Genomic DNA, 22,282 nt, shown 5'->3' with positions numbered 1-22,282 from the left:
TAGACTTATGAGTGTTTTTTCTACAAGTGCAATGGATATACATTTTCATTCCAATAACAGTTTTTTTGAAGCCATTGGTTATTTAGCGAATAATAGTAATTTATTACAATTTGAGGCTCAGGTCCCAGAAGATAAGCTTAACAGGTTTAATATTGAGTTGCCTGGTCAAGATTGTTACGTTATATCAATAGATGAACCAACTAGTGGTGGAGATAAAATGAAAACTGGGGTACAACTGAGATTATACTTAGATTCACCAAATACTCATAAAGCAACTAGAGAACTTCGCGTATGTATTGTTAATGGTAATAGAATAAATAGAGGATTATTTTCCGAAAAATTATTGAGGGATTATGGATTCAAGGTTGGCAGGACACAAAATAGTGTGGCTATTCGTAATATTATACAGTCACAGTACCCAAACTATTTAGCTGATTTCGACAATGGATATAATAAATAGATAGCGAGGACACCAATGAATACTGAAATGGCATATTTACTAGGTATGATATCTGGAAATGGTGAAATTAGTCGAGGTCCAACAGAAACCATAATTTCGATTGATATTCCACATAAGAAATTAGAAACAGAGGCTTCTGACGACGTTAGAGTATATGTAAAGGCTAGTATATCTGATATTAGAAGTATTCTTGAACCATTAATGGGAACGGGGATTGAGTTTATTCAAAATAGATCGGCAACAGTACTCTCATTCAGAAAACCCAGTGATGACTACCTTATTAGGGAGATTATGAGATACATAGGCGATGCCACTTCGCATGATAATATTCGTATACATCATGATGTATTTCAATTTAGTTATGATGAAAGAATTAGTTTTTTAAGAGGGTTCGCTGATGTAACGGGATATATACGAAAAAGCAATTATTTTTTTGAAAGACATATGCATAGGGTATACTTGGAAGTACCACATAATTGGTATTTGGTTGTTGATATATGTAATTTGTTGAAAACCGTTAATATTCCAGTACAAAATATTGATTGGGCGCATCCTAATACAAGAGATCCTAAGCTAACAAAATACAATCAAGGAAAATTTAATTTTTGGAAGAAAGAGCACCAGATAAAAATATTTGCTAATGAATTTGTGCCAGTAGGCTTTGCGATTATACACAAGAATCAGGCATTATCTAAGTTTTGTAGTGAGTTGAAAGCATACATTACTGCAGCTGGTAAGAGTATTGAAGGTACTACTCATAAATTTTATTGGCAAGGCAGGAAGGTGAGTAAATGCAACCCTCATCATCCAGGTGAATTTGACGAATTTATTCCTGCTGAGATTCGTGGTAACCATTATGATTCATGGAAACATATTGCTAAGGATTTAGGATATGAGGAGTAATGTAAGTAGTGAATTTGAATTATATGAGCCCATGATGAACTGGCTAGAAAGTTATCTTCAACATAAATATAAGGGATATGAAATTATCACAGTAGATGCTCATAGTGAAAGACTTGATAAAGTACTTTCCAATTATGGAGTGAGTAAAGACCAAGCTATTGGTTTGGATATTCAGATTGATGTACTTGGTATTGCTAAGAAAAAAAAAGATAGCAAATTATTTTTTATTGAAGCGAAGAAAACAAATTTAACGTTAAGGGATTTAGGACAATTATGGTCCTATTGTAAGTTAATTGGACCGGATGAAGCCTTTTTATTTACTTCGGCAGATTTAGGAACTCTTAATAAAATTTTAAATGTGCTGAAACGTGAAGATTTGTTGGATTATGGTGAACGTAAGATAATAAAAAAAATGAAGGTAGCAAGATGGGATCTGATGACTAATACACCAGATTTCCCTACAATGATTCCTAAAATGTAAATCGTCAAGTTTATATAACTTAACTTTAATCTCATAATGAGAATTTCCTCTTCAAATAATCTCCATACAAAAAAAGACAGAGTCCGCTCTTTTGGTTAGAATGAAAGTTCTCAGACAACCATCCACCAAAGGAGTGTACCAGTCTCATGAATAATTTAGCACATGACCAATGAATCCATAAAGGCTTTCAAGAATGGAACTTACCATTATATTTTTCAAAGCCGGTTTTACGACATCTCTTGCATGCTGTAGACGGCATGTTGAGTATTTTTTTTTCAGGAAAACTGACAGAAATTCATAAAGCCAGCCATCATCCAAAGATTGAGGTACGCAACTGCCTTTTTCTTTCGTTGGCTAATTGGATAGAGATATTAAGAAATAATAAACTGTAGCCTCCCTAAATGGGAGGCTTTTTCATGCGATGATAGGTTGCTGGCAGATATATGTCGGTCTTATATTGTATGTGGAAAATGCAATGGCTTTTATTAAAGCCTCTTACAAAACAACAATGGTAATGAGCGGAAGCATAATAGAAACGACATTATTGGACAAAATTAAGTCGAAAACAAATCCCTATAGACATGTAGTAATAATTACCCGATACTTTAAACAGTACGATCACTTAAAGAAGATGAACCCATGGCCAACAAGACTTACAAAACAATCACTCCCTAACTGGCTTGAACAGCTAGAAGTGAACCAGAAAATTAAGCGTAAGGTTACGGTATATGGAGAGGTCTTTTTCGATGAAGAAGCAAGCTATGGAGCTTATGTGTGCATCGAAGACAAGAAAAAAACAATTACCATTTCAGGTGATATTCCGTTTGCGCTGCAAGAGGGACAGTCTTATCTCATTGAAGGTGCAGTAACTTTATATAAAAATAGTAAGCAAATAAAGCTTGATTCTATCAAAATTGAAAAGCTGACGACGCCAGAGGGTGTTATTGTTTTTCTGCAAAGCTTGAAAGGGTTAAAGAAGCGAGCAGAGCTACTTTATGATACATATGGATTGGAAGTTATTGATATTTTGATGAATGATCCAGAGCGGATCGCTAACGAAATATCAGGTATAGGCATGAAGCTGGTCGAGAGCTGGAGTCAGCAAATTAAAGTGCTAGACGGTAATTATGATTTACTAGCCCGATTAATGAATTGGGGCATGACGCTTAATCAAGCAAAGCGGCTAATTAAGGAGTTAGGCAAGAGGTTGATCATGTTATTGAGAAAAATTCGTATACTTTAATCCGACTAGTGAAGGGGTTTGGCTTTCGTCGATGCGATCCGTTATGTACCAACTGAAGCAAAAGTATCGTTTTACAGTGCTTTCGTTTGAGATAGAGTCGATTAATAATCACATTCAACGATTGATTGAGCGAATGAAGCTTGTTGAGTCGGATGAACGGATTTATTTGCCAGAGGTGTATCAATCAGAGCAGTTCCCTCATGAAGAAACCTTAGAAAAATTCATGAATAAAGACTAGTGGTATCTTCTACAAGAGAAGGTTATCTTCATTATATGATGTCGAACGGCGTTCTAAGTGTTTCTTATTTTAGGTCAGCAATATCCGAATAATCCTGTTCAAACACACACCTAAGGTCGTGTGTTTTTATTTTTCTCCGGACCAAAGAAATTAAATCCATTACAAAAAAACCACAAAATTTAATCGTTACATTACAATTTATGGTTATAGTTAATGAAAATATGAAATCAGAGCAAGAAAAATGAATTAACAAAAGGAGACAATGTATATGACATAAGACAAGGGAAATGGAATCATTATCGGTATTTTACATTGGTACGGCTATTTATTGTTTAGAACAGATCTAGTGCCAAGATCGTTAGCATCATTTGGTAGGATGTAAAGCTAATGGAAAAATAAATCATTTGCACAAATGAGTAATGAATCATTAGACGATTCGCATAGTACTAGTATAGATTGGGAGGGAATCCATTGAAAATGATGAAAGCTATTGTTTGCACTAAGTATGGACCGCCGGACGTACTCCAACTCCAAGAGGTTGAACAGCCTTTACCTAAGGAGAAGCAGCTGCTCATTCGCGTTCAAGCAACTGCAGTCAACTCAGCAGATTTGCGTTTGCGTAAAGCAGAACCTTGGGCGGTCAGACTTGCTTTCGGTTTGACAAAGCCGAGACTACCGATATTGGGCGGTGTGTTTGCAGGGACAGTTGAAAAGATTGATTCCCAGGTTCATCAATTTGCAATTGGCGATAAAGTATTTGGGATGACAGGGATGGCAATGGGAGCATATGGCGAATATATATGCGTGCCTGAGAACGGCTGTGTTGCTGTTATTCCGAAAAATATGGATTTTGCCCAAGCGGCTGCAGTTCCTTTCGGAGCAATGACTGCCCTACATTTTCTGAACAAAGCACAACTTCAAAAAGGAGAAACAGTTCTAATTTACGGCGCATCAGGGGCTGTAGGTTCGGCTGCCGTCCAATTTGCTAAGGCTAGCGGCGCTGAAGTGACTGCTGTATGTAGTTCAGCTAATACATCTTTAGTGCAATCCCTTGGAGCGGATCATGTTATAGACTATACAAAAGAAGATTTCACCCGCCATACAAAGCGATATGATGTTGTGTTTGAGACGGTAAATAAACTCCCTTTTTCGCAATGCAAGAGATTGGTTCAGAACGAAGGAAGATTAATTCTAGGTGCGGCAGGCTTAGCAGATATGTTGAGAGGAACATGGAACGACAAAACAAAGCGAGTGAAGGTACTGTCGGGTCTGGCTCAAGAGAAGAAAGAGGATCTTCTCTATATTAAAGAGCTTATCGAGAAGGGCCATTATGTGGCAGTCATAGACAGAAGCTATCCACTGACGGCCATGGTAGAAGCTCATCGGTATGTGGAGCTAGGACATAAGAAGGGCAATGTAGTCATTGAGCATGAAGCTTAGCTTAGTCTGGGAGATTACTTCGCTGGCAGCGCAGTGGGCGGGGGTTCGAATCCCCTCTTGGCTTCATCAATTTGCAATTGGCGATAAAGTATTTGTAATGACTGATTAGATAGAGATATTAAGAAATAATAATCTGTAGCCTCCCTAATCGGGAGGTTTTTTCATGCGAAGATATACTGCTGGCAGATATAAGTTGGACTTATATTGTATATGGAAAACGAATTGGCGTTGAATAAAGTCTCCTGCAACATAACTCCCTATAGACATGTAGTAGTAATTCACCGATAATTTACTATGAACTATCCATTAAAGAAGGTGAACCCATGGCATGGCCATCAAGACTTACAAAACAAACACTTCCTGACTGGCTTGAAGAGCTGGAAGTGAACCAGAAAATTAAGCGCAAGGTGACGGTATATGGAGAAGTGTTTTTTGATGAGGAAGCAAGCTATGGAGCTTATGTATGCATCGAAGATAAGAAAAAAACATTTACCATTTCAGGAGATATTCCGTTTGCCCTGCAAGAGGGACAGTCTTATCTTATTGAAGGTGCTGTGACTTTATATAAAAATAGTAAGCAAATAAAGATTGACTTTATCAAAATTGAAAAGCCGACGACGCCAGAGGGTGTTATTGTTTTTCTGCAAAGCTTGAAAGGGTTAAAGAAGCGAGCAGAGCTACTTTATGATACGTATGGATTGGAAGTTGTTGATATTTTAATGAATGATCCCGAGCGGATCGCTAATGAGATATCTGGTATAGGCATGAAGCTGGTCGAGAGCTGGAGTCAGCAAATTAAAGTACTCGACGGTAACTATGATTTGCTAGCCCGATTAATGAATTGGGGCATGACGCTTAATCAAGCAAAGCGGTTAATTAAGGAGCTAGGGCAAGAGGTCGATCATGTTATTGAGAAAAATCCGTATACTTTAATCCGTTTGGTGAAGGGTTTTGGCTTTCGCCGATGCGATCAAATTGCAAAAGAGTTAGGGTTTGATCTTACGGGGAGAAGTCGGATGCTTGCGGCTATTCGTTATGTACTACGAGAGGCATCGCAAGAAGGACATTGTTTCCTAATGCGAGCGGAGCTTCTACAGCGGGTCAAGGCTACGTTAGATGTTCAGCTAACAGTAGTAGAAATGGAGCAACTGCTTAGTCAATACGCTGGGCAAGCGACCATTGTGTATCAATTAAGTGGTAACAGCTATGCGCTTGATTATGATGCGGTATCAGTACAGTACGCGCGATACAGAGCAGAAGGAAACTACCAGCTGAAGCAAAAGCATCGTTTTACAGTGCTTTCGTTTGAGATAGAGTCGATTAATAATCACATTCAACGATTAATCGAGGGAATGAAGCTTGTTGAGTCAGATGAACGAATTTATTTGCCAGAGGTGTATCAATCTGAGCTTATCGTGGCGGCTAAAATTTTACGGATACTGCTTCATCCTACGATTCCCTTTGACGATACTGAAGGGGATATACAGTCGTATTTGCAGGCTAATCAATTGCATTTGGAAAGTAAGCAGGCAGAAGCTGTTAACAGTTTTACGGAACAAACAGGCGGAATGTATATTTTGAATGGAAGTGCTGGCTGCGGGAAGACGTTTACGCTTAAAGTCATTCTCGCACTATTGGAAATGCAATATGAACAGCGGAATATGCCATTCCGCGTCAAGGTGTTTGCTCCTACTGGCAAAGCATCTAAAGTAGCTGCAAAAGCAACGGGGCGGGAATGCACGACGATTCATCGTGGGCTCAAATTCAAGCCAGATGGTGGATTCGAACATAATGAGAAGCTACCCTTGGATATTGACTGTCTCGTCTTAGATGAAAGCTCAATGTTAGATATCGTGCTTGCCAAGCATCTATTCAGCGCGATCCCACCTCATTGTAAAGTGATATTTATGGGAGATACGAAGCAATTACCGAGTGTTGGAGCGGGCAATGTACTTCATGACTTGATTAGCAGCGAAGTGATTCCTGTGATTACATTGGATGTCGTGAAACGGCAAGCGCAGGATTCAGGTATTATCGTAAATGCGAATAAAATCATTCAAGGTGAGATGATCGATACAAGTGCAGACACATTAGATGCCTATGTTATCTATCAGAATGAATCCGAAAAGGTGCAGCATACCGTTATCCGTTCGATTGATAGACTACTTGCAACACGAGATATGTCTATCGAAGATATTCAAGTATTATGTCCTCAGCGTAAAGGTGAGGTCGGTACGTATGTGATGAACTGGATGATTCAGCAAGCATTTAATGCTAGCGAAGAAGGCATAAAGGTTGAGAATAGAAAGATAGTTAAGCAAATAAGTGGCAGCGACGAAGCAGAAGAAATACCGTTATACTTTAAATCTGGAGATAAGGTGATTCATACCGCTAACAACTATCAGATGAAATGGTATACGAAATCGAGCTCCAATAGCTACGAGGAGAACAGTAAGTTAGTTGGCATTACAAATGGTGAATGCGGCGTAATCGAAGAAATTTATCAGGTCAATCAACAACAGGATGAAGAAGAGTATGTTATCGTCGTTCGCTATGAAGATGGCTATGTGAAGTATATGAACCAATTCGATGAGCTGGATCATTGCTACGCGATGACGATTCACAAATCACAGGGCTCACAATGGCCAGCTGTATTGATGGTGGTCATGATGGAAAACTACAATATGCTAGATAATAGTATTTTCTATACGGGATACACAAGAGCAAAAGATTTCAGCTGCGTGATCGGTCAATCGAATGCAATTGCCCACGCCATAGCTACATTTCGCAACCTAAGACGTAATACAAGCCTTAATGAGAAGTTTATCGTTGATGATGATGTGCAATAAATATTAGAACAATAGCTATAAAACTTTAATAAGACAATATCATTAAACGCATCCCGAGGAACGTTTGATGATATTGTCTTATTTGTTGTTGCGAAAAGGAATAATTACATTGCGGCATAGTGTGTTATTAATTTCATGCCAATAACTAGCAATCTTACCTATCGGTACTGTATATTAAACCATTGGCAATGTATATTAAATGGTTAGTTAAGAATGTAAAGTAATAGTAGGCTAATTTAGCTAGTTTCGTTTGAGAAAGTGAGAATAATAAAATTGTGTAAATTCATTAGAAATCATCTAAAAAGGCAGATGTTGATATTGACAAGGGAAAGAAAGTGAAATAACATTGTGAAGTAAACAAAACTAATCGAAAGTTAATGAAATGTAAAGGAACAGTGAATAGCAAAATATTCTTGTTATGATTAACCAACAATTGGGTCCGAAAATGAAAGCGATATCAAACAAGTCAAAAACATTTACTTTTTATTAATAAATACTAGGAGGGACTAAAATTGGCGTCTATCGAATTTAAGCAGGTTACAAAATCATTTGGTGATAGCACGGTCATTAAAAATTTGGATTTAATGATAGAGGATGGAAAGTTTACAGTTTTGGTAGGTCCATCTGGTTGTGGGAAAACAACGTTACTACGTATGATAGCTGGACTTGATCCTCAAACTTCAGGGTCTGTGTTAATAAATGGCAAAGATGTTACAGAAATTTCACCTGGTCAACGTGGAGTGGCAATGGTATTCCAAAACTATGCGATTTATCCTACGATGTCCGTTCGTGAAAACATAGAATTTGGATTGAAAAATAATAAGGTTGCTGCGGAAAAACGGAAAGAGCTCATTGAAAGTATTAGTGAAACAGTAGGTTTGAGTGAATACCTAGACCGAAAACCATCTACGCTTTCGGGTGGACAAAGACAGCGCGTAGCTTTAGCCAGAGCGATGGTGAAACAACCGTCTGTATTTCTAATGGATGAACCATTGTCTAATCTTGATGCTAAGCTTAGAGTACAAATGCGTATTGAATTAATCGAACTACATAAGAAACTTGGAACTACATTTGTATATGTGACGCATGATCAAGTAGAAGCGATGTCTATGGCGGATACAATTGTACTTATGAATAAAGGGGAAATCCAACAAGAAGCTGCACCAGAATTGATCTATAATGAGCCCAATAATATGTTCACGGCACAGTTTGTCGGTGTTCCACCAATGAATACTTCTTCAATAGGAAAAGGACCAATTTCATTTGGTTTTAGACCAGAAACAGCAGTGATTTCTCGCGAATCTACTAATCTATGGTTCCAATATAAAGGGATGATCACAACTAGAGAAATGCTCGGCTCTGAAACCATCTACACTGTGAGGAACGATAAATATTCCTTTATGATTAAATGTTACGAAGACCTCTATGTGGTAGATGAAGAGGTGTACGTAGGGGTTCAGGAAGAAAAAATGTACTTATTCGATGAACAAGAGCAACGTATTCTGAAAAAGGATGCGAAGTTTCAATCATACATGGATCTATTGAAAGGAGAACGCAATGAATAAAAGAAAAATATGGGTAGCCATGCGTCCATATGTGATGGTTCTACCGGCGATGCTTGCAATCCTATGTTTTGTCATTTATCCCGTTATCTATTTATTTCGGTTGAGTTTGTTCAAATATAATTTGTTGAATCCAGCGAAAAGTAAATTTATAGGATTAGATAACTATGAACAGCTATTTTCTAAGGCTGAATTCTATCAATCTCTATCTAATACAGTTTTTTATACCGTAACGATTGTAGTGTTAACCATTGTTCTTGCACTAATACTCGCGGTATGGATTAACTTCAAAAAAGGGTCAAAGATTAGTACGTTATTACAAGCAGGTCTATTTACTCCGCATATTATATCAATCGTTTCTATTGCGTTAGTGTGGATGCTATTAATGGATCCAAGTTATGGTGTACTGAATTTTGTCTTAAAAACATTGGGCTTACCGCCATCCACATGGCTACAAAGCTCTGAAACATCGATGATGTCCATTATTATAGTTTCATTGTGGCATAACGTGGGCTACTACACATTAATTATTGTTGCAGCATTACAAAGTGTTTCACCAACCATATATGAAGCTGCAGCACTTGATAATGCAAGTCGCATTAAAACCTTTTTCAAAATTACGTTACCAATGATTTCTCCGCAGCTATTTTTCATTCTTATCATTATGACCATTGGTTCGTTCAAAGTATTTGATACCGTTAAGATTATGACCAATGGTGGACCTAACGGCTCTACGTCAACATTAGTATTCCATATTTTTGAGTATAGATCTAATAACTTGGGATATGCGTCTGCAACAGGGATTATACTGATGGCTATTATTGCATTATTGACCGTTGTTTACTTCCAAATGCTATCTAAAAAAGTTCATTATCAATAAAAACGAAGAAAGGAAGAATACAATGAATTTGAAATGGCATTATGTGAAATCAGGCATAGATATCGCACTTAAATTAGCAGTATTAATTATCTTTATCTTCCCGTTTTTATGGATGATTATGACGGCATTTAAGACGATAAATGAAACGATGGTCTTTCCTCCAAAGTTTTTACCATCTGGTTTGGAATGGGGAAATTTTGCAAATGCAATGAAATCCGGTCCTTTTCTTACTTATGCAAAAAACTCAGTAATTGTAACGATAAGTATTATTCTTGCGCAATTTATCGTTATGATCCCTGCATCATATGCGTTCGCTAAATATAGGTTTAAGGGATCGAATCTTCTATTTGCCTTAGTATTACTTGCATTTATGATTCCTGGCCAAGTTACTTTTATTCCAGTGTACTTGATGATGGCCGATTGGGGACTCATTAACACATTATTACCTCAAATTATTCCATTTCTAGCTAATGCATTTGGTATTTTCTTATTACGTCAATATTTTATGCAAATCCCGAATGAAACGATAGAGTCAGCTAGATTAGATAATGCCAATGAATTTAAGATTATGATGAGAATTATGGTGCCGATGTCTGTTCCAGCATTAGCCACGATAGCTCTATTCAGCTTTGTGAGCCATTGGAATGACTACTTCTGGCCTTTAGTTATGACTGACTCTATTGGAGTAAGACCATTAACGATAGGTATTGCGATGTTACGTTCTACAGAAGGGATAAGTAACTGGCATATCATTATGGCAGGTAACGTAGTGCTTGTACTACCTATACTTATTGTCTATCTGTTCTGCTCCAAACAAATCGTTAAAGCATTCGTTTATTCAGGAATTAAGTGATTAATTTCTTTATAATATAACAAACAAAATGGAGGAGTTTAATTTGAAGAAGAAAGTTACTAAATCACTAATATTGATGATGTTGTTATTAACTGTTGTACTGGCGGCATGCTCTAACAATTCTGGTAATACGAAAAATGTGAACGAATCGAAACCAACAAACAATGCTGGTGGATCGACGGCTACAGATGGTACGAAAAAACCTACAGGTAAAAGCGTTGTGCAATTTTGGCATTCCATGGGTGGTAATAATGGTGAATATATTGATACTATGGTAGCTGCGTACAATGCATCACAAGACAATGTTGAAGTTGTTGCAACGTTCCAAGGTAATTATCAAGATACATTAACTAAAGTTCAACAAGCAGTACCTGCTGGTACAGCACCAGATATTTCTATGGTTGAGCGTGGTTTTATTCCATTGCTAGCAGAAGCTGAAGTTGTTGAAGATTTCTATCCATGGCTTGAAAGCACTGGCATGAGTGAAGATAATTTTATTGAAGGATTACTAGGTAATGTGAAATTTAATGGTGAACTGAACGCACTACCATTTAACCGTTCTACACCAATTCTACATGTTAATAAAACAATGTTAGATGAAATGGGGCTTGCTGTTCCAACAACTTGGGATGAGCTAGATAAAGTTGCTAATGCACTAGTTATTAAAGAGGGTAATGAATATAAACGTTATGGTTATTCCATGGGATATGCAAGCTGGTATCCCACTGCTATGATCACACAACAAGGCGCAGGATTATTTAATGAAGAAGGTACAGCTCTTGGATTTGATGGTGAAGCAACAGTAGCTTTTGAATTTATGAAAGATATGCAAAGTACAGGAGCTCTTTACTACCCACCAAATACAGATGGGGGTACTATTATTGCATCGATGTTCTCTAGTGGCCAATTGGGTATGATTATGGAATCTACTGGAGTTATCGGGAAATTTGCTGGAGTAGTTGACTTTGACTATGTAACTGCATTCTTACCTGCAAAAGAACGTTTTGCTGCTCCAACAGGTGGTGCAAACTTAGTAATGTTCAAAGATTCTAAAAATAAAGAGGCAGCATGGGATTTCTTGAACTGGGTGTTTAATGACCCACAAGGTGGCTTGCAATTTGTTATCAGTTCAGGTTATGTTCCATTTATGCATTCAATGATAGAATCAGCAGAAATGAAAGCGGCATTGGAAGCAGTTCCTGCCCGCATAGTGGCGTTTGACCAATTAAATTATGCTGCTGACACAAACAATTCTGCTGCTTTTGCAGCGGTTGACCAAGTATTAATGAAAGCAATCGAAGCAATCATGTATGATGATGAAGATGTTACTACAACAATTGAAGGATTCAAAAAAGAAGCTACAAAACTGCTGCAAGAGTAGTGTTAGCAGTATAAAGATTATAATAGATGAAGGAGACATCCACTATGCAGATCAGAGGTATCGCACATCGCGGGGATCCCGTAAATTATCCGGAAAATACATTGTCAGCTTTTCAAGCTGCTGTTAACTTGGGTTATAACTATGTCGAACTTGACATTCAGTTAAGTAAAGATGGTGTTCCCGTTGTTATTCATGATTATACTGTAGATAGAATGGGTGATCGCGTCGGTAAAGTTAAAGATTTTACGTTAGCTGAACTGAAGGCAATCAAAATTAAAGAAATCGAAACGATCCCTACATTCGAAGAAACGATGCAACTTTTACGTGGAAAAACAAATGTGATGGTGGAATTAAAGCAGGCTGGAAACTTGTATCCAGGATTAGAGCAAAAAATGCTAGATGTGTTAAAGAAGACCGATACCTTTGATCAAGCGCTTGTTATCAGTTTCGACTTTTTCAGCTTACAACGTGTTAGACATCTAAGTGCCGATGTTCGAATTGGTACAACGTCTAGCAATGCATTACCGAGCATCTTCCCATGGCTCAAAGAGTATCGTTGCGAGGCGTTAGGTGTGCCTACGAAAATGTTAACTGAAGAATATGCGAATATGATGATCGAGAATGGAATCGAAGTTTGTCCTTGGCAAGTAGATACGATCGAAGATATGGAGTTTATTGCAAAGCAGTTTCCTTACTCTTTGATTACTACGAATCAATTGGAGCTTTGGGCTGATTTCTATAGAGAGCATCCTGAAATTAAGCGAGCGTAGAAGACTATCAAATTGCTCTTACTAAAAAGCGAGAAGGGGAAACCTTCCCGCTTTTTTTGTTTCATTATTTTTTGGGGGGAAATAATTAGAAAGTTAAAGATTGACAAAACAAAGCTATACGAATAAAATTAATGGATAAACGCAACTTATACGAAAGTAAACGAAATATAAAGTGAAGGGAAGCGCTTTAATATGGCATTGGTTTCATCTACACCATTATTAGTCGAAGCTAGAAAGCAAGGTTATGGAATTGTAGCTTTTAATATACATACATTAGAGATGCTGCAAGCGGTCGTTGAAGCAGCTGAGGAAAGTCGTTCACCACTTATTCTACAAACAACAGTAGGTACGGTGAAGCATCTTGGAATTGAATATATTGTCGGAGCTGCAAGAACTGCGGCCAAACAAGCTAATATTCCAATTGCGCTCCATTTGGATCATTGCCAGGATTACGATCTTATATTGAAATGTATGCAGGCAGGATATACTTCCATCATGATTGATCAGTCTATGCATCCATTTGAGAGAAATGTCGCAATGACTAAGAAGGTTGTTGAGATAGCCAATGTCCTTGGTGTTAATGTGGAAGCTGAGCTTGGTAAGGTTGGAGGAGTAGAGGACGATATCCATGTTGCTGATGATCAAGCTACTTTAGCTGATCCAAATGAATGTTTACGTTTTGTTGAATTAACAGGAGTGTCTACATTAGCTCCAGCTATTGGAACGGCTCATGGTATTTATAAAGGAGAGCCAAATATTGATTTTAATAGAATTGAATCGATATCCCAATTAGTAGATATTCCATTAGTACTTCATGGTGGATCAGGTATTCCAGAAGCTCAGGTGAAGAGATGTGTAGCGCTTGGAATGGCAAAGGTGAATGTTGCTACAGAATTGAAAAATGCGTTCTCTCTTACTCTTCAAGAATCATTCCTAACGAATCCATCAGAACTTGATCCACGTTCTTATATGGTTGCTGCCAAACAAGCTGTTAAGCAAATGGCTATAGATAAGATGAGAATGGCTGGCTGTATCCGAAAAGCATAAGTATTGCTGTTGAGAGGAATGAGCTAAGTTATGGTGCATGAATATTTAATAGGTATTGATATCCGACCTATTATCCTCAATCCGTGTATGCAGAGCAGAATCCCGAGGAGTGGTGGCAGGCGGTTATTGCTAATTTACAGGAAATGTTCCACGTTACTGGCATTGATCCATCACTTATTAAAGGAATCGGTGTAGGCACCGGAATTTATAAGAGTTTTGAGGAAGCTGTACAGAGAACGGTACGAATTCAACGAGAGTATATTCCTAATGCTAACCATTATTCCGTGTATTCAAATGGTTATAGTATTTATATCAAATTGTACGAAAGATTAAAGGATTTATTTTTGAGATTGGATGGTGAGTGACGTGAGAGCTGCAATATTATATGCGCCAAACGATATTAGGGTAGAGGAAATTGAGACTCCTTTAATAGGGGGACGAGATATACTTGTAAAGGTAAAAGTAACGGGTATTTGTGGTTCGGACCTTCCAAGAGTTATGGGCGATGCTGCCAATCATTATCCAATTGTACTTGGCCATGAATTTTCAGGAATAGTTGAGCAAGTCGGCGAAGAAGTCTCACGAGTGAAGGTAGGTGACAGGGTAGTCGGTGCCCCGTTAAAACCATGCCATCATTGCGATGATTGTAATAAAGGTAACTTTGCCCAATGTAAACATTATTCATTTGTAGGTTCTAGGGTCAACGGTAGCTGGGCGGAATATGTAGTCATTCCAGAACAAAATGCCGTTATTTTTGATGAACAGGTTAGCTTTGAAGAAGCTGCTCTTGTAGAGCCATCTACTGTAGCTTTACATGCTCTTCGACATATTCAGTATCAAGGAGGAGAGCATGTTGCAATTCTTGGTGCTGGAACGATAGGTTTACTAGCTTTACAATGGGCAAAAATATTAGGAGCAAGAGATATAACTATATTTGATATTGATGATGAGCGGTTGGAGATTGCTCGAACATTTGGAGCAGATTATCTTATTAATACGTCAAAAGTAGGATTTGAGAATATATTGAAAGTTGCTACGAATGATAAAGGCTTTGGCATCGTATTAGAGGCTGCGGGATCGGATGTAACCATGAAGCAGTCTTTTGAACTCGTTGCTAATAAAGGGAAAGTTTGCTTTATTGGTACTCCATCTAGAGATATCACTTTTAATCATAAGCAATTTGAGTTGTTGAATCGTAAAGAATTTATGCTTAGTGGTTCATGGATGTCCTATAGTGCTCCATTCCCTGGTGATGAATGGGAATTAACATTGCAATTTCTCAATAAAGGTCTATTAAACTTTAAAGATATGATTTTCAAAGAGTATACAATAGAGCAAATAAATGAGGCGTTTGATTTGTATCGAGTTCCAGGATTTGTAAAAGGGAAGGTAATATTTAAGTTTCTGTAGAGATTCACTGTATTTAACTATATTCGTCATGTTTTGAATTGCTTTTTATAATTTCTGAATTATAATTAATGAAAGTAATCAAAACAAATGGAATTGTAAATATACTGTGGTGAGGTTATTAAATGAATAGTGACGGAAGTAGAAGATTGAGAAATATTGAGAGACATCAATATATCGTCGATTACTTAAAAATGCATAAACATGTAGATGTCTCCTTTTTAAGTGATGAATTATTTGTATCTGAAGTGACTATACGAAAAGATTTGGAAAAGCTTGAACGTGACGGTATGTTATTGCGCAGTCATGGTGGTGCTGTTTTGAATGATCATCTTTTTAATGAACCTTCTTTTATGGAGAAAGAAGATAAATTAAATGAAGAAAAATCTCGAATTGCATCAGAAGCCGCAAAACTTATTCAAAATAACACGACGATTGTCTTATCAACAGGAACTACAGTAGGTCATTTAGTACGAGAAATAAGAGATCGCACTGGAATGACTATTGTTACCAATGCTATAAATGTTGCTACAAGTTTTATGACCTCATCAGAGAATAAAATTTTCTTAACAGGTGGAAATATTAGACCTAATACGTTTGCACTTATAGGTGAGGCTGCTGAGAGATCCTTGGATGGTCTATACTGTGAATATGCTTTTATTGGAACCAATGGCCTTAGTATAGAGCAAGGATTAACAACTCCTAGTATGGATGAAGCAGGCATTGTTCGTAAATTAATCTCAAGTGCTAAGCAAGTTGTGTTATTAGCAGATCATAGTAAATTTAATAATGTTGCTTTTTATCGTATCAGTCAACTCGATCAAATCGATATCGTGATCACAGATGAAAAAGCACCAACCGATGTTGTAAACAAACTGCGAGAGATGGGCATACAAGTACTCATTGCGTAGTTATAGCAAGACATAATCAATAGAGCCTTCATTATCTTAAATGATATGAGGGCTCTATTGATTAGAGTGAGAAATTTAAGCAAGTTGTATTTGTACTTTAAGATCATTTGAAGTTAGGCCTTCTGCAAATAATGCCGGTACATCCTCTAAAGAAACCACTTTAGTTATTAAATGTTCTAATTGAATTCGATTTTCCTTCACCCAATTCAATGCTGGATAGAACGTATGATTAGTAGCCATAGAACCGAATAATGTCCAATCCATTTTATATAGATTAAAGGGGCTAATGCTAATTTTACAGTCTTGAGCAGTTACTCCGAATTGCAAATATTTTCCTGTAGGCCCTAGGTAACTTAATGCTTGTTCAATAACAGCTGGAATTCCTGTTGCATCAACAACAATATCAAATCCACGAGCATAGTTTTCACTAGTTAAATAGAAATCGATATCTTTGCTAAGGATTGTCGTAGTTGCTCCCCATTGCTTGGCCAGATCAAGCTTATCTTGAGAGATATCAACGACAACAAGTTCAGACACACCTGTATGAGCAAGTGCTTGAATGAGTTGCTGACCCATTGCCCCAGCACCGAATAACATTGTACGATCACCTATCTGTGGCTTCAGACGATTCATACTATGTACTACACATGCTATAGGCTCAATGAATGCTGCTACTCCGTAGTTCATTGTATCAGGAATTTTAAATACATTTTGGACAGGTACGACAACATATTCAGCCATAGCTCCATTAAGTGTAACGCCAGTAGCATTCCAGTTATCACAGTGATTACCGCGATCCGTTAAGCAATAAGTGCACTGACCGCAATTGATATTTGGCTCAGCAGTTACGCGATCCCCTATTGTATATCCTGTAACTGCTTCACCTACTTCATGAATTAAGCCTGAAAATTCATGTCCTGGAATTAGAGGGTAGCTTGCTAAAAATTCCCCTTTATAGATGTGGATATCTGTACCACAAATACCTACACGTTCAACTTTTATAGTAACTTCACTTTTACCTGGTGAAGGATAGGGAACTTCTTGGACACTAGCGTGCAAGGGAGAATCTATAACAAGTGCTTTCATTGTATTCAACAGAATAACCTCCTTATAATTACGGTATGTGTTAACAATAACTTTACATGAATGAAGGTTGATAAAGTAAGCATTTTAGACTAACCTATTTTGATTTTCGATTAGTATCGTGATCGAAATGGGGAGATAATTGTACAGTCATACCGTACTTTTAATAGTTATGAATGTTTAGTAAAAATAGCAGCATATACTTTATACTATAGTTGTGAGAAGAATGGCAGATAAGAGATAATTATATGAAGCGGGTGAATTCAAGATGTCGATGATGAAAGCAGCTGTATTAGAGAGTCAAGGGATAATGAATGTTAAATCAGTTCCAATTCCAAGTATCAAACCAGATGAGGCCTTAGTGAAGGTAATGTGTATTGGAGTTTGTGGATCAGATGTTCATTATTATGAGCATGGTAAAATAGGTCGTTATGAAGTGAAACAGCCAATCATACTCGGACATGAACTTGCTGGTGTAGTTGTTGAGATCGGTGATCATGTGACCAATATTGCTGTAGGAGCACGAGTTGCGGTAGAACCTGGTGTCACATGTGGACGCTGTGAATATTGTAAGAATGGACGCTATAATCTATGCCCAGATGTGGTATTCATGGCGACACCGCCTGTTGATGGTGCATGGTCAGAATTTGTAGCTATTCGCTCAGACTTTCTTTTTGCTATTCCGGATGAAATGAGCTTCGAAGAGGGGGCGTTATTAGAACCTTTATCTGTTGGGTTTCATGCTTTGAATCGAGCTGGAGTAAAACCATATGACCGCGTATTAATAACTGGACTTGGTCCAATCGGACAATTAGCTGCTATGGCTGCTCGTTTGTTTGGTGTATCAGAGGTTTATGGTAGCGATGTTGTTAATTATCGTAGAGAGCTTGCAGTATCTAATGGAATTAGTGATATATGTGATCCTATGAATGAATCGCTAGATGATAAAGTGAATACTTGGACCAATGGTCAAGGCGTAGATATTATTATTGAGACGTCAGGCAATCCGAGGGCTATCTCAGAGCTAACTTCTCAAGTCAAGCGCGGTGGTAAAATTGTATTGGTAGGTCTACCTACCGTGCCCAGTGTAGGAATGAATATTAATGAGATCATTGATTCAGAACTAGATATTTTTGGGGTATTTCGTTATGCAAACACGTACCCAGCAGCAATTGCGGCATTACAAACTAATAAAGTGCGTCTTGAAGATAGCATTACTCATAAATTTACGCTTGATGATATTCAGAAAGCGATTGATACTGCAATATTACAAAAAGACAGTAGTATGAAAATTATGATCTATCCAAATAAATAAGAAAACGAGGGGATTTCATTGATAAAAGGAATTATTTTTGATTTTGATGGCTTAATTATTGATACAGAAAGTGCTTGGTATGAATCATTAAGTGAAATTTTTGAAGAACACGATGCAGATCTTCCATTTGAAACATGGGTAAAATGTGTAGGTACAAGTCATGACGTATTCGATCCATATGAGTATTTGGTTACGGTTGCAAGTCGTCCAGTTAATATTGATGAAATCAAAATATTAGCTGGTGAAAAACATGCTCGTATTATGGAAACTCGAGTATTAAGACCAGGTGTAGAGAACTATTTGAAAACGGCACAACAGCTAGGGTTGAAGCTTGGTATTGCTTCTAGCTCTCACTTGTCTTGGATAGAGCCGTTTGCTAAGAAATTTGATATTGATAGTTACTTTAGCAGTATTCGAACTGCTGATTATGTTGAGAAAGTTAAACCTGATCCAGCGTTATATTTACAATCCTTGGAGGTACTAGATCTAAAGCCCGAGGAGACAATAGCTTTTGAAGATTCGCCAAACGGAGCGAAAGCAGCCTATACTGCCGGTTTGAATGTCGTTATTGTTCCGAATAAAGTTACGGAGAACCTTATATTTGGTCCTCATGATCTTCGTATTTCTTCTATGGACGAGAAACCTTTACATGAAATCATAACATTTATAGAATCTAAGTAAAATTAAAGGATGGATCACTTTCAAGGAAGCATTTTATGTGCCCTTAAAGTGATCCATCCTTTTTCGTTATGTTATTTGGCTTAATTCGGTAAGAAGATTTTCCACATCTTGACGAATACGAATTCCTTGTTCCCATGAATCAATTTGCTCTAACGTCATTTTCAGCTGGTAAATCGCTTCTGTAATTTTTCCTGTTTTGGAGTAAAGCTGAGCGATTGCAAATTGATAATATATTAATTCGAGTTGATTAGCATTCGGTCCATAGAATAGTAATTGACTAAAAGCCTTCTCGGCTTGCTCGTATTGCTGACAATGCAAATGAGCTAATCCAAGAAAATAGAAAGATTCTATCGACTTTTCACCGTCATATATGGCGCTAACCGAATGTGCTTTTTCTAATATTTGAGTAGCTACTACATAATTCTTCTCAAGAATAGAGATGTTACCTTGAATAAGTAAGGTTCGATGTAAAATAATCGGTGATGTTGGTATGGCTAGTGTACGTTCAATATAATCATTTGCTTGCGACAAATCTTGATTTGCTACATTATATCGAGCAAGGGATTGGTAGGCTAATGCTTGCAAATCGTTATATTCATCTTCTTGTTCGGCTAGAATATTTCCTTTGTTTGATTCTAAAATTTGTAGACTTAGATGGATTTGCTCTAATCCCTGTTCTATATCTCCAAGCTCAAAGCAAGCCCAACCAATGGTATCAATTCTGAATATGGTCTCGAGTAGCCATTGCTTCTCTCTGTTTGCTGCTTTTGCTGCCATTATCCCATATTCAATACGCAATGGAAGACTGATCCGACTAAGTAAGTGAGACAAGCGAATCATTAAAGCAATTAATATGGTTGGTTGATCTTCATTTACCGACCATTGTAGAATATGAAATAAATTAGGCCATTCTCTTTTGACAAGGGTTAGATCTTTTCCAGGGAGACATTTCCAATAGAGATGAGTGATCTGCTTATGATGCAGCTGATCCTCAACAAATTGGATGTAATAGCTTCCCAAGCGATGTTTTGCTTGCGCTAAAAACTCGCCGTGCTCCTGTATTCTTTGTTTACCATAAGCAATAATCGTTTGATGGGCATAATAGTAGCTCCAATTCTCAAAACGTTCGGTCGTAATTAACGTATAAGCTTTCATCTGGTCGAGAGCCTGATGAAAATTGCGACGCTTCAATCCTGCAGCTGCCGCCCAGCTATATTCATCTGGAGGTGTCTGAAAGAAATAAAGTACCATCCACAATTTTTGGACGTCTTCTGAACAACGATCCCATGTATGTCCGAATAAAAAATCAAAAATAGAGTTTAACGAATAACTTGCGGAACGAATTTCTGTAATAAAGCTGTCTAACGGAATGGCGTTATCTGCGATATAGGCGATACTCAATGCTATGGCTTTCGGATTCCCTGCGGTTACCTCTACAAGTTTATATAGTAGGCTTGGTTCACTATTAAGTATTAGAGATAGATATTCTTTTTTTGATTCCTCATATGTAGTCAATAAGTGATATTGTGTTTCGTCTAAAAGATAATGTAATGCATCTTTTTTCTCTAAACCTTCTAATGGGATAACAAAGAGATCTCGGGAACTATTGGGAAACAATTTTTGTTCATGTTCACGTGAGCTTAATATAACTTTCACCTTAGGTGGTAGGTTAGATACAAAAGATAGAATATCTACATCACTAACATCGATATTATCGACAATAATTAAAATATCACCTAGTTGAGAAGACGTAGATAAAGCATTTCTAACGATAAACTGCTTCTCATTAATTCCTTGCTCAAGAAGTTCTACACGACCTAATTGATAAGCAATCGTATCTAAAAAATAATTATAACTCATACCTTTTAGGTCAGCACTAACCCAAATTATACTTGTAAAACCTGGCCAATCTGCGTTCGTAAGTTTTACTTCCTCGTGAACTTCACCCAGACAAGCGTATGCAGCTTCGAGAATAAATGTGCTTTTTCCCATTCCACCCCATCCTGATATTAAACAAAGAGGTGAGGGAGATTGCATCCATTTGTTAAGTAGTTCCAACTTCCTTTTTCTTCCAATGAATATTTTAGTCCATCTAGTAGGTAAATTATGTATTGATAATTTCTTAGGTAGATTGATTGTAAGGGGAAGTATTGTTACAGGTGTAGCTTCTAGGATCTCATTTAGGCTTTCTTGATTGAATAGACGATTGATTAGTTCATCTATTTCATTGGTATCTGGTGAACCGAAAGTTTGATTGTCAAGTTTCAGTTTTGCTTTCGAAAGACAAGCAATAATCCAAGGAGGAGAAGGTGGATCTAATACAGGAATAGAGGTCGTCTTAAGAATCTCTATAAACCATGGTAGTTGCTTGTCACTATGCTTCAATATAATCCAAAGAATCGCAAATAATTTTCCATCTTCAATTCTGCTTGGTACATATTTCTTTCCCATTTGACCTATCCAGCTTTTCAAGGTGTTGGGCGAAATACCAAGTTGACTCGCAATTTTATCTAAATAAGATTCCGAGATATGTTCCCCACTAGGCTGCAGCTCTCTTTTTTTTCTTTTCGTTTTATAATTCGGATGAGATTTTAATAGTGCTACACCTGAGTAAAGTAGTTCAGAGAATAAATTTTGATTTTCTAACTCAGCCACTGTTGAATCTCCTCCAATATAGTAAAGTATGCTTAAAATGAATGAATTGCTTACATTGTAATTATTAATAGAACAGTTCAACTATAGAACAGTTCAATTATAGAACAGTTACTAAAATAAACC

General features: G+C 37.3%; 19 protein-coding genes and 1 pseudogene. 18 read left to right on the top strand and 2 right to left on the bottom strand.

What is annotated here, in order from left to right:
* The first annotated feature begins 7 nt into the window (after positions 1-7).
* The 16 genes and pseudogenes from AC1TO5_RS05295 to AC1TO5_RS05220 all read left to right on the top strand — a co-directional run bounded on the left by AC1TO5_RS05295 (position 8) and on the right by AC1TO5_RS05220 (position 16,425).
* Positions 8-460, top strand: coding sequence for a hypothetical protein (locus AC1TO5_RS05295; RefSeq protein WP_482061716.1), 453 nt, complete (start codon positions 8-10; stop codon positions 458-460).
* A 15-nt stretch (positions 461-475) separates the two neighbouring features.
* A complete protein-coding gene (locus AC1TO5_RS05290) occupies positions 476-1,363 on the top strand; it encodes a hypothetical protein (RefSeq protein WP_482061715.1) in 888 nt (295 codons plus the stop codon).
* Positions 1,353-1,844: a hypothetical protein gene (locus AC1TO5_RS05285; RefSeq protein ID WP_482061714.1), complete on the top strand. Its 492-nt coding sequence runs from the start codon at positions 1,353-1,355 to the stop codon at positions 1,842-1,844. The genes AC1TO5_RS05290 and AC1TO5_RS05285 overlap by 11 nt, the downstream gene beginning before the upstream one ends.
* Before the next feature lie 421 nt (positions 1,845-2,265).
* A complete protein-coding gene (locus tag AC1TO5_RS05280) occupies positions 2,266-3,087 on the top strand; it encodes a hypothetical protein (protein WP_482061713.1) in 822 nt (273 codons plus the stop codon).
* A gap of 31 nt (positions 3,088-3,118) precedes the next feature.
* Complete coding sequence (locus AC1TO5_RS05275; protein ID WP_482061712.1) at positions 3,119-3,325, top strand: hypothetical protein; 207 nt, start codon at positions 3,119-3,121, stop codon at positions 3,323-3,325.
* A gap of 477 nt (positions 3,326-3,802) precedes the next feature.
* Entirely contained in the window at positions 3,803-4,765 is a 963-nt protein-coding gene (locus AC1TO5_RS05270) for an NAD(P)-dependent alcohol dehydrogenase (protein WP_482061832.1), read from the top strand.
* Positions 4,766-5,088: 323 nt separating this feature from the next.
* Complete coding sequence (locus tag AC1TO5_RS05265; protein WP_482061711.1) at positions 5,089-7,614, top strand: AAA family ATPase; 2,526 nt, start codon at positions 5,089-5,091, stop codon at positions 7,612-7,614.
* A 512-nt stretch (positions 7,615-8,126) separates the two neighbouring features.
* A complete protein-coding gene (locus tag AC1TO5_RS05260; protein WP_482061710.1) occupies positions 8,127-9,179 on the top strand; it encodes an ABC transporter ATP-binding protein in 1,053 nt (350 codons plus the stop codon).
* Positions 9,172-10,056 (top strand): carbohydrate ABC transporter permease, encoded by an 885-nt coding sequence (locus AC1TO5_RS05255; protein WP_482061709.1) that lies wholly within the window; start codon positions 9,172-9,174, stop codon positions 10,054-10,056. The genes AC1TO5_RS05260 and AC1TO5_RS05255 overlap by 8 nt, the downstream gene beginning before the upstream one ends.
* Before the next feature lie 22 nt (positions 10,057-10,078).
* Positions 10,079-10,909: a carbohydrate ABC transporter permease gene (locus AC1TO5_RS05250; RefSeq protein WP_482061708.1), complete on the top strand. Its 831-nt coding sequence runs from the start codon at positions 10,079-10,081 to the stop codon at positions 10,907-10,909.
* Between the two features lie 43 nt (positions 10,910-10,952).
* On the top strand, positions 10,953-12,290 hold the full coding sequence (locus tag AC1TO5_RS05245; RefSeq protein WP_482061707.1) for an ABC transporter substrate-binding protein: 1,338 nt from the start codon (positions 10,953-10,955) through the stop codon (positions 12,288-12,290).
* A gap of 44 nt (positions 12,291-12,334) precedes the next feature.
* On the top strand, positions 12,335-13,060 hold the full coding sequence (locus tag AC1TO5_RS05240) for a glycerophosphodiester phosphodiesterase (RefSeq protein ID WP_482061706.1): 726 nt from the start codon (positions 12,335-12,337) through the stop codon (positions 13,058-13,060).
* 192 nt (positions 13,061-13,252) lie between these two features.
* Entirely contained in the window at positions 13,253-14,107 is an 855-nt protein-coding gene (locus AC1TO5_RS05235) for a class II fructose-bisphosphate aldolase (RefSeq protein WP_482061705.1), read from the top strand.
* Between the two features lie 74 nt (positions 14,108-14,181).
* Positions 14,182-14,472: pseudogene (locus tag AC1TO5_RS05230) on the top strand (hypothetical protein); the annotation flags it as partial.
* A 1-nt stretch (position 14,473) separates the two neighbouring features.
* Positions 14,474-15,517: a galactitol-1-phosphate 5-dehydrogenase gene (locus AC1TO5_RS05225; protein WP_482061704.1), complete on the top strand. Its 1,044-nt coding sequence runs from the start codon at positions 14,474-14,476 to the stop codon at positions 15,515-15,517.
* A gap of 122 nt (positions 15,518-15,639) precedes the next feature.
* Positions 15,640-16,425 carry a DeoR/GlpR family DNA-binding transcription regulator gene (locus AC1TO5_RS05220; protein WP_482061703.1) on the top strand — a complete coding sequence of 262 codons (786 nt, stop codon included), beginning with the start codon at positions 15,640-15,642 and terminating at the stop codon, positions 16,423-16,425.
* 75 nt (positions 16,426-16,500) lie between these two features.
* Here the strand turns inward: AC1TO5_RS05220 and AC1TO5_RS05215 are convergent, their stop codons facing one another.
* A complete protein-coding gene (locus tag AC1TO5_RS05215; RefSeq protein ID WP_482061831.1) occupies positions 16,501-17,511 on the bottom strand; it encodes a zinc-dependent alcohol dehydrogenase family protein in 1,011 nt (336 codons plus the stop codon).
* A 265-nt stretch (positions 17,512-17,776) separates the two neighbouring features.
* Here AC1TO5_RS05215 and AC1TO5_RS05210 point away from each other — a divergent pair, with 265 nt between their 5' ends.
* Both AC1TO5_RS05210 and AC1TO5_RS05205 read left to right on the top strand, forming a co-directional pair.
* Positions 17,777-18,823, top strand: a complete 1,047-nt coding sequence (locus AC1TO5_RS05210) for an NAD(P)-dependent alcohol dehydrogenase (protein ID WP_482061702.1) — start codon at positions 17,777-17,779, stop codon at positions 18,821-18,823.
* Between the two features lie 18 nt (positions 18,824-18,841).
* Positions 18,842-19,504, top strand: coding sequence for an HAD family hydrolase (locus AC1TO5_RS05205; protein WP_482061701.1), 663 nt, complete (start codon positions 18,842-18,844; stop codon positions 19,502-19,504).
* Between the two features lie 66 nt (positions 19,505-19,570).
* Here AC1TO5_RS05205 and AC1TO5_RS05200 read toward each other — a convergent pair whose 3' ends face one another.
* Entirely contained in the window at positions 19,571-22,159 is a 2,589-nt protein-coding gene (locus tag AC1TO5_RS05200) for a transcriptional regulator (protein WP_482061700.1), read from the bottom strand.
* Positions 22,160-22,282: the final 123 nt, after the last annotated feature.

Source organism: Paenibacillus sp. Y930 (assembly GCF_056786375.1).
The sequence above is the reverse complement of the archived record's forward strand: the minus strand, read 5'-3'. Positions and strand labels throughout refer to the sequence as shown.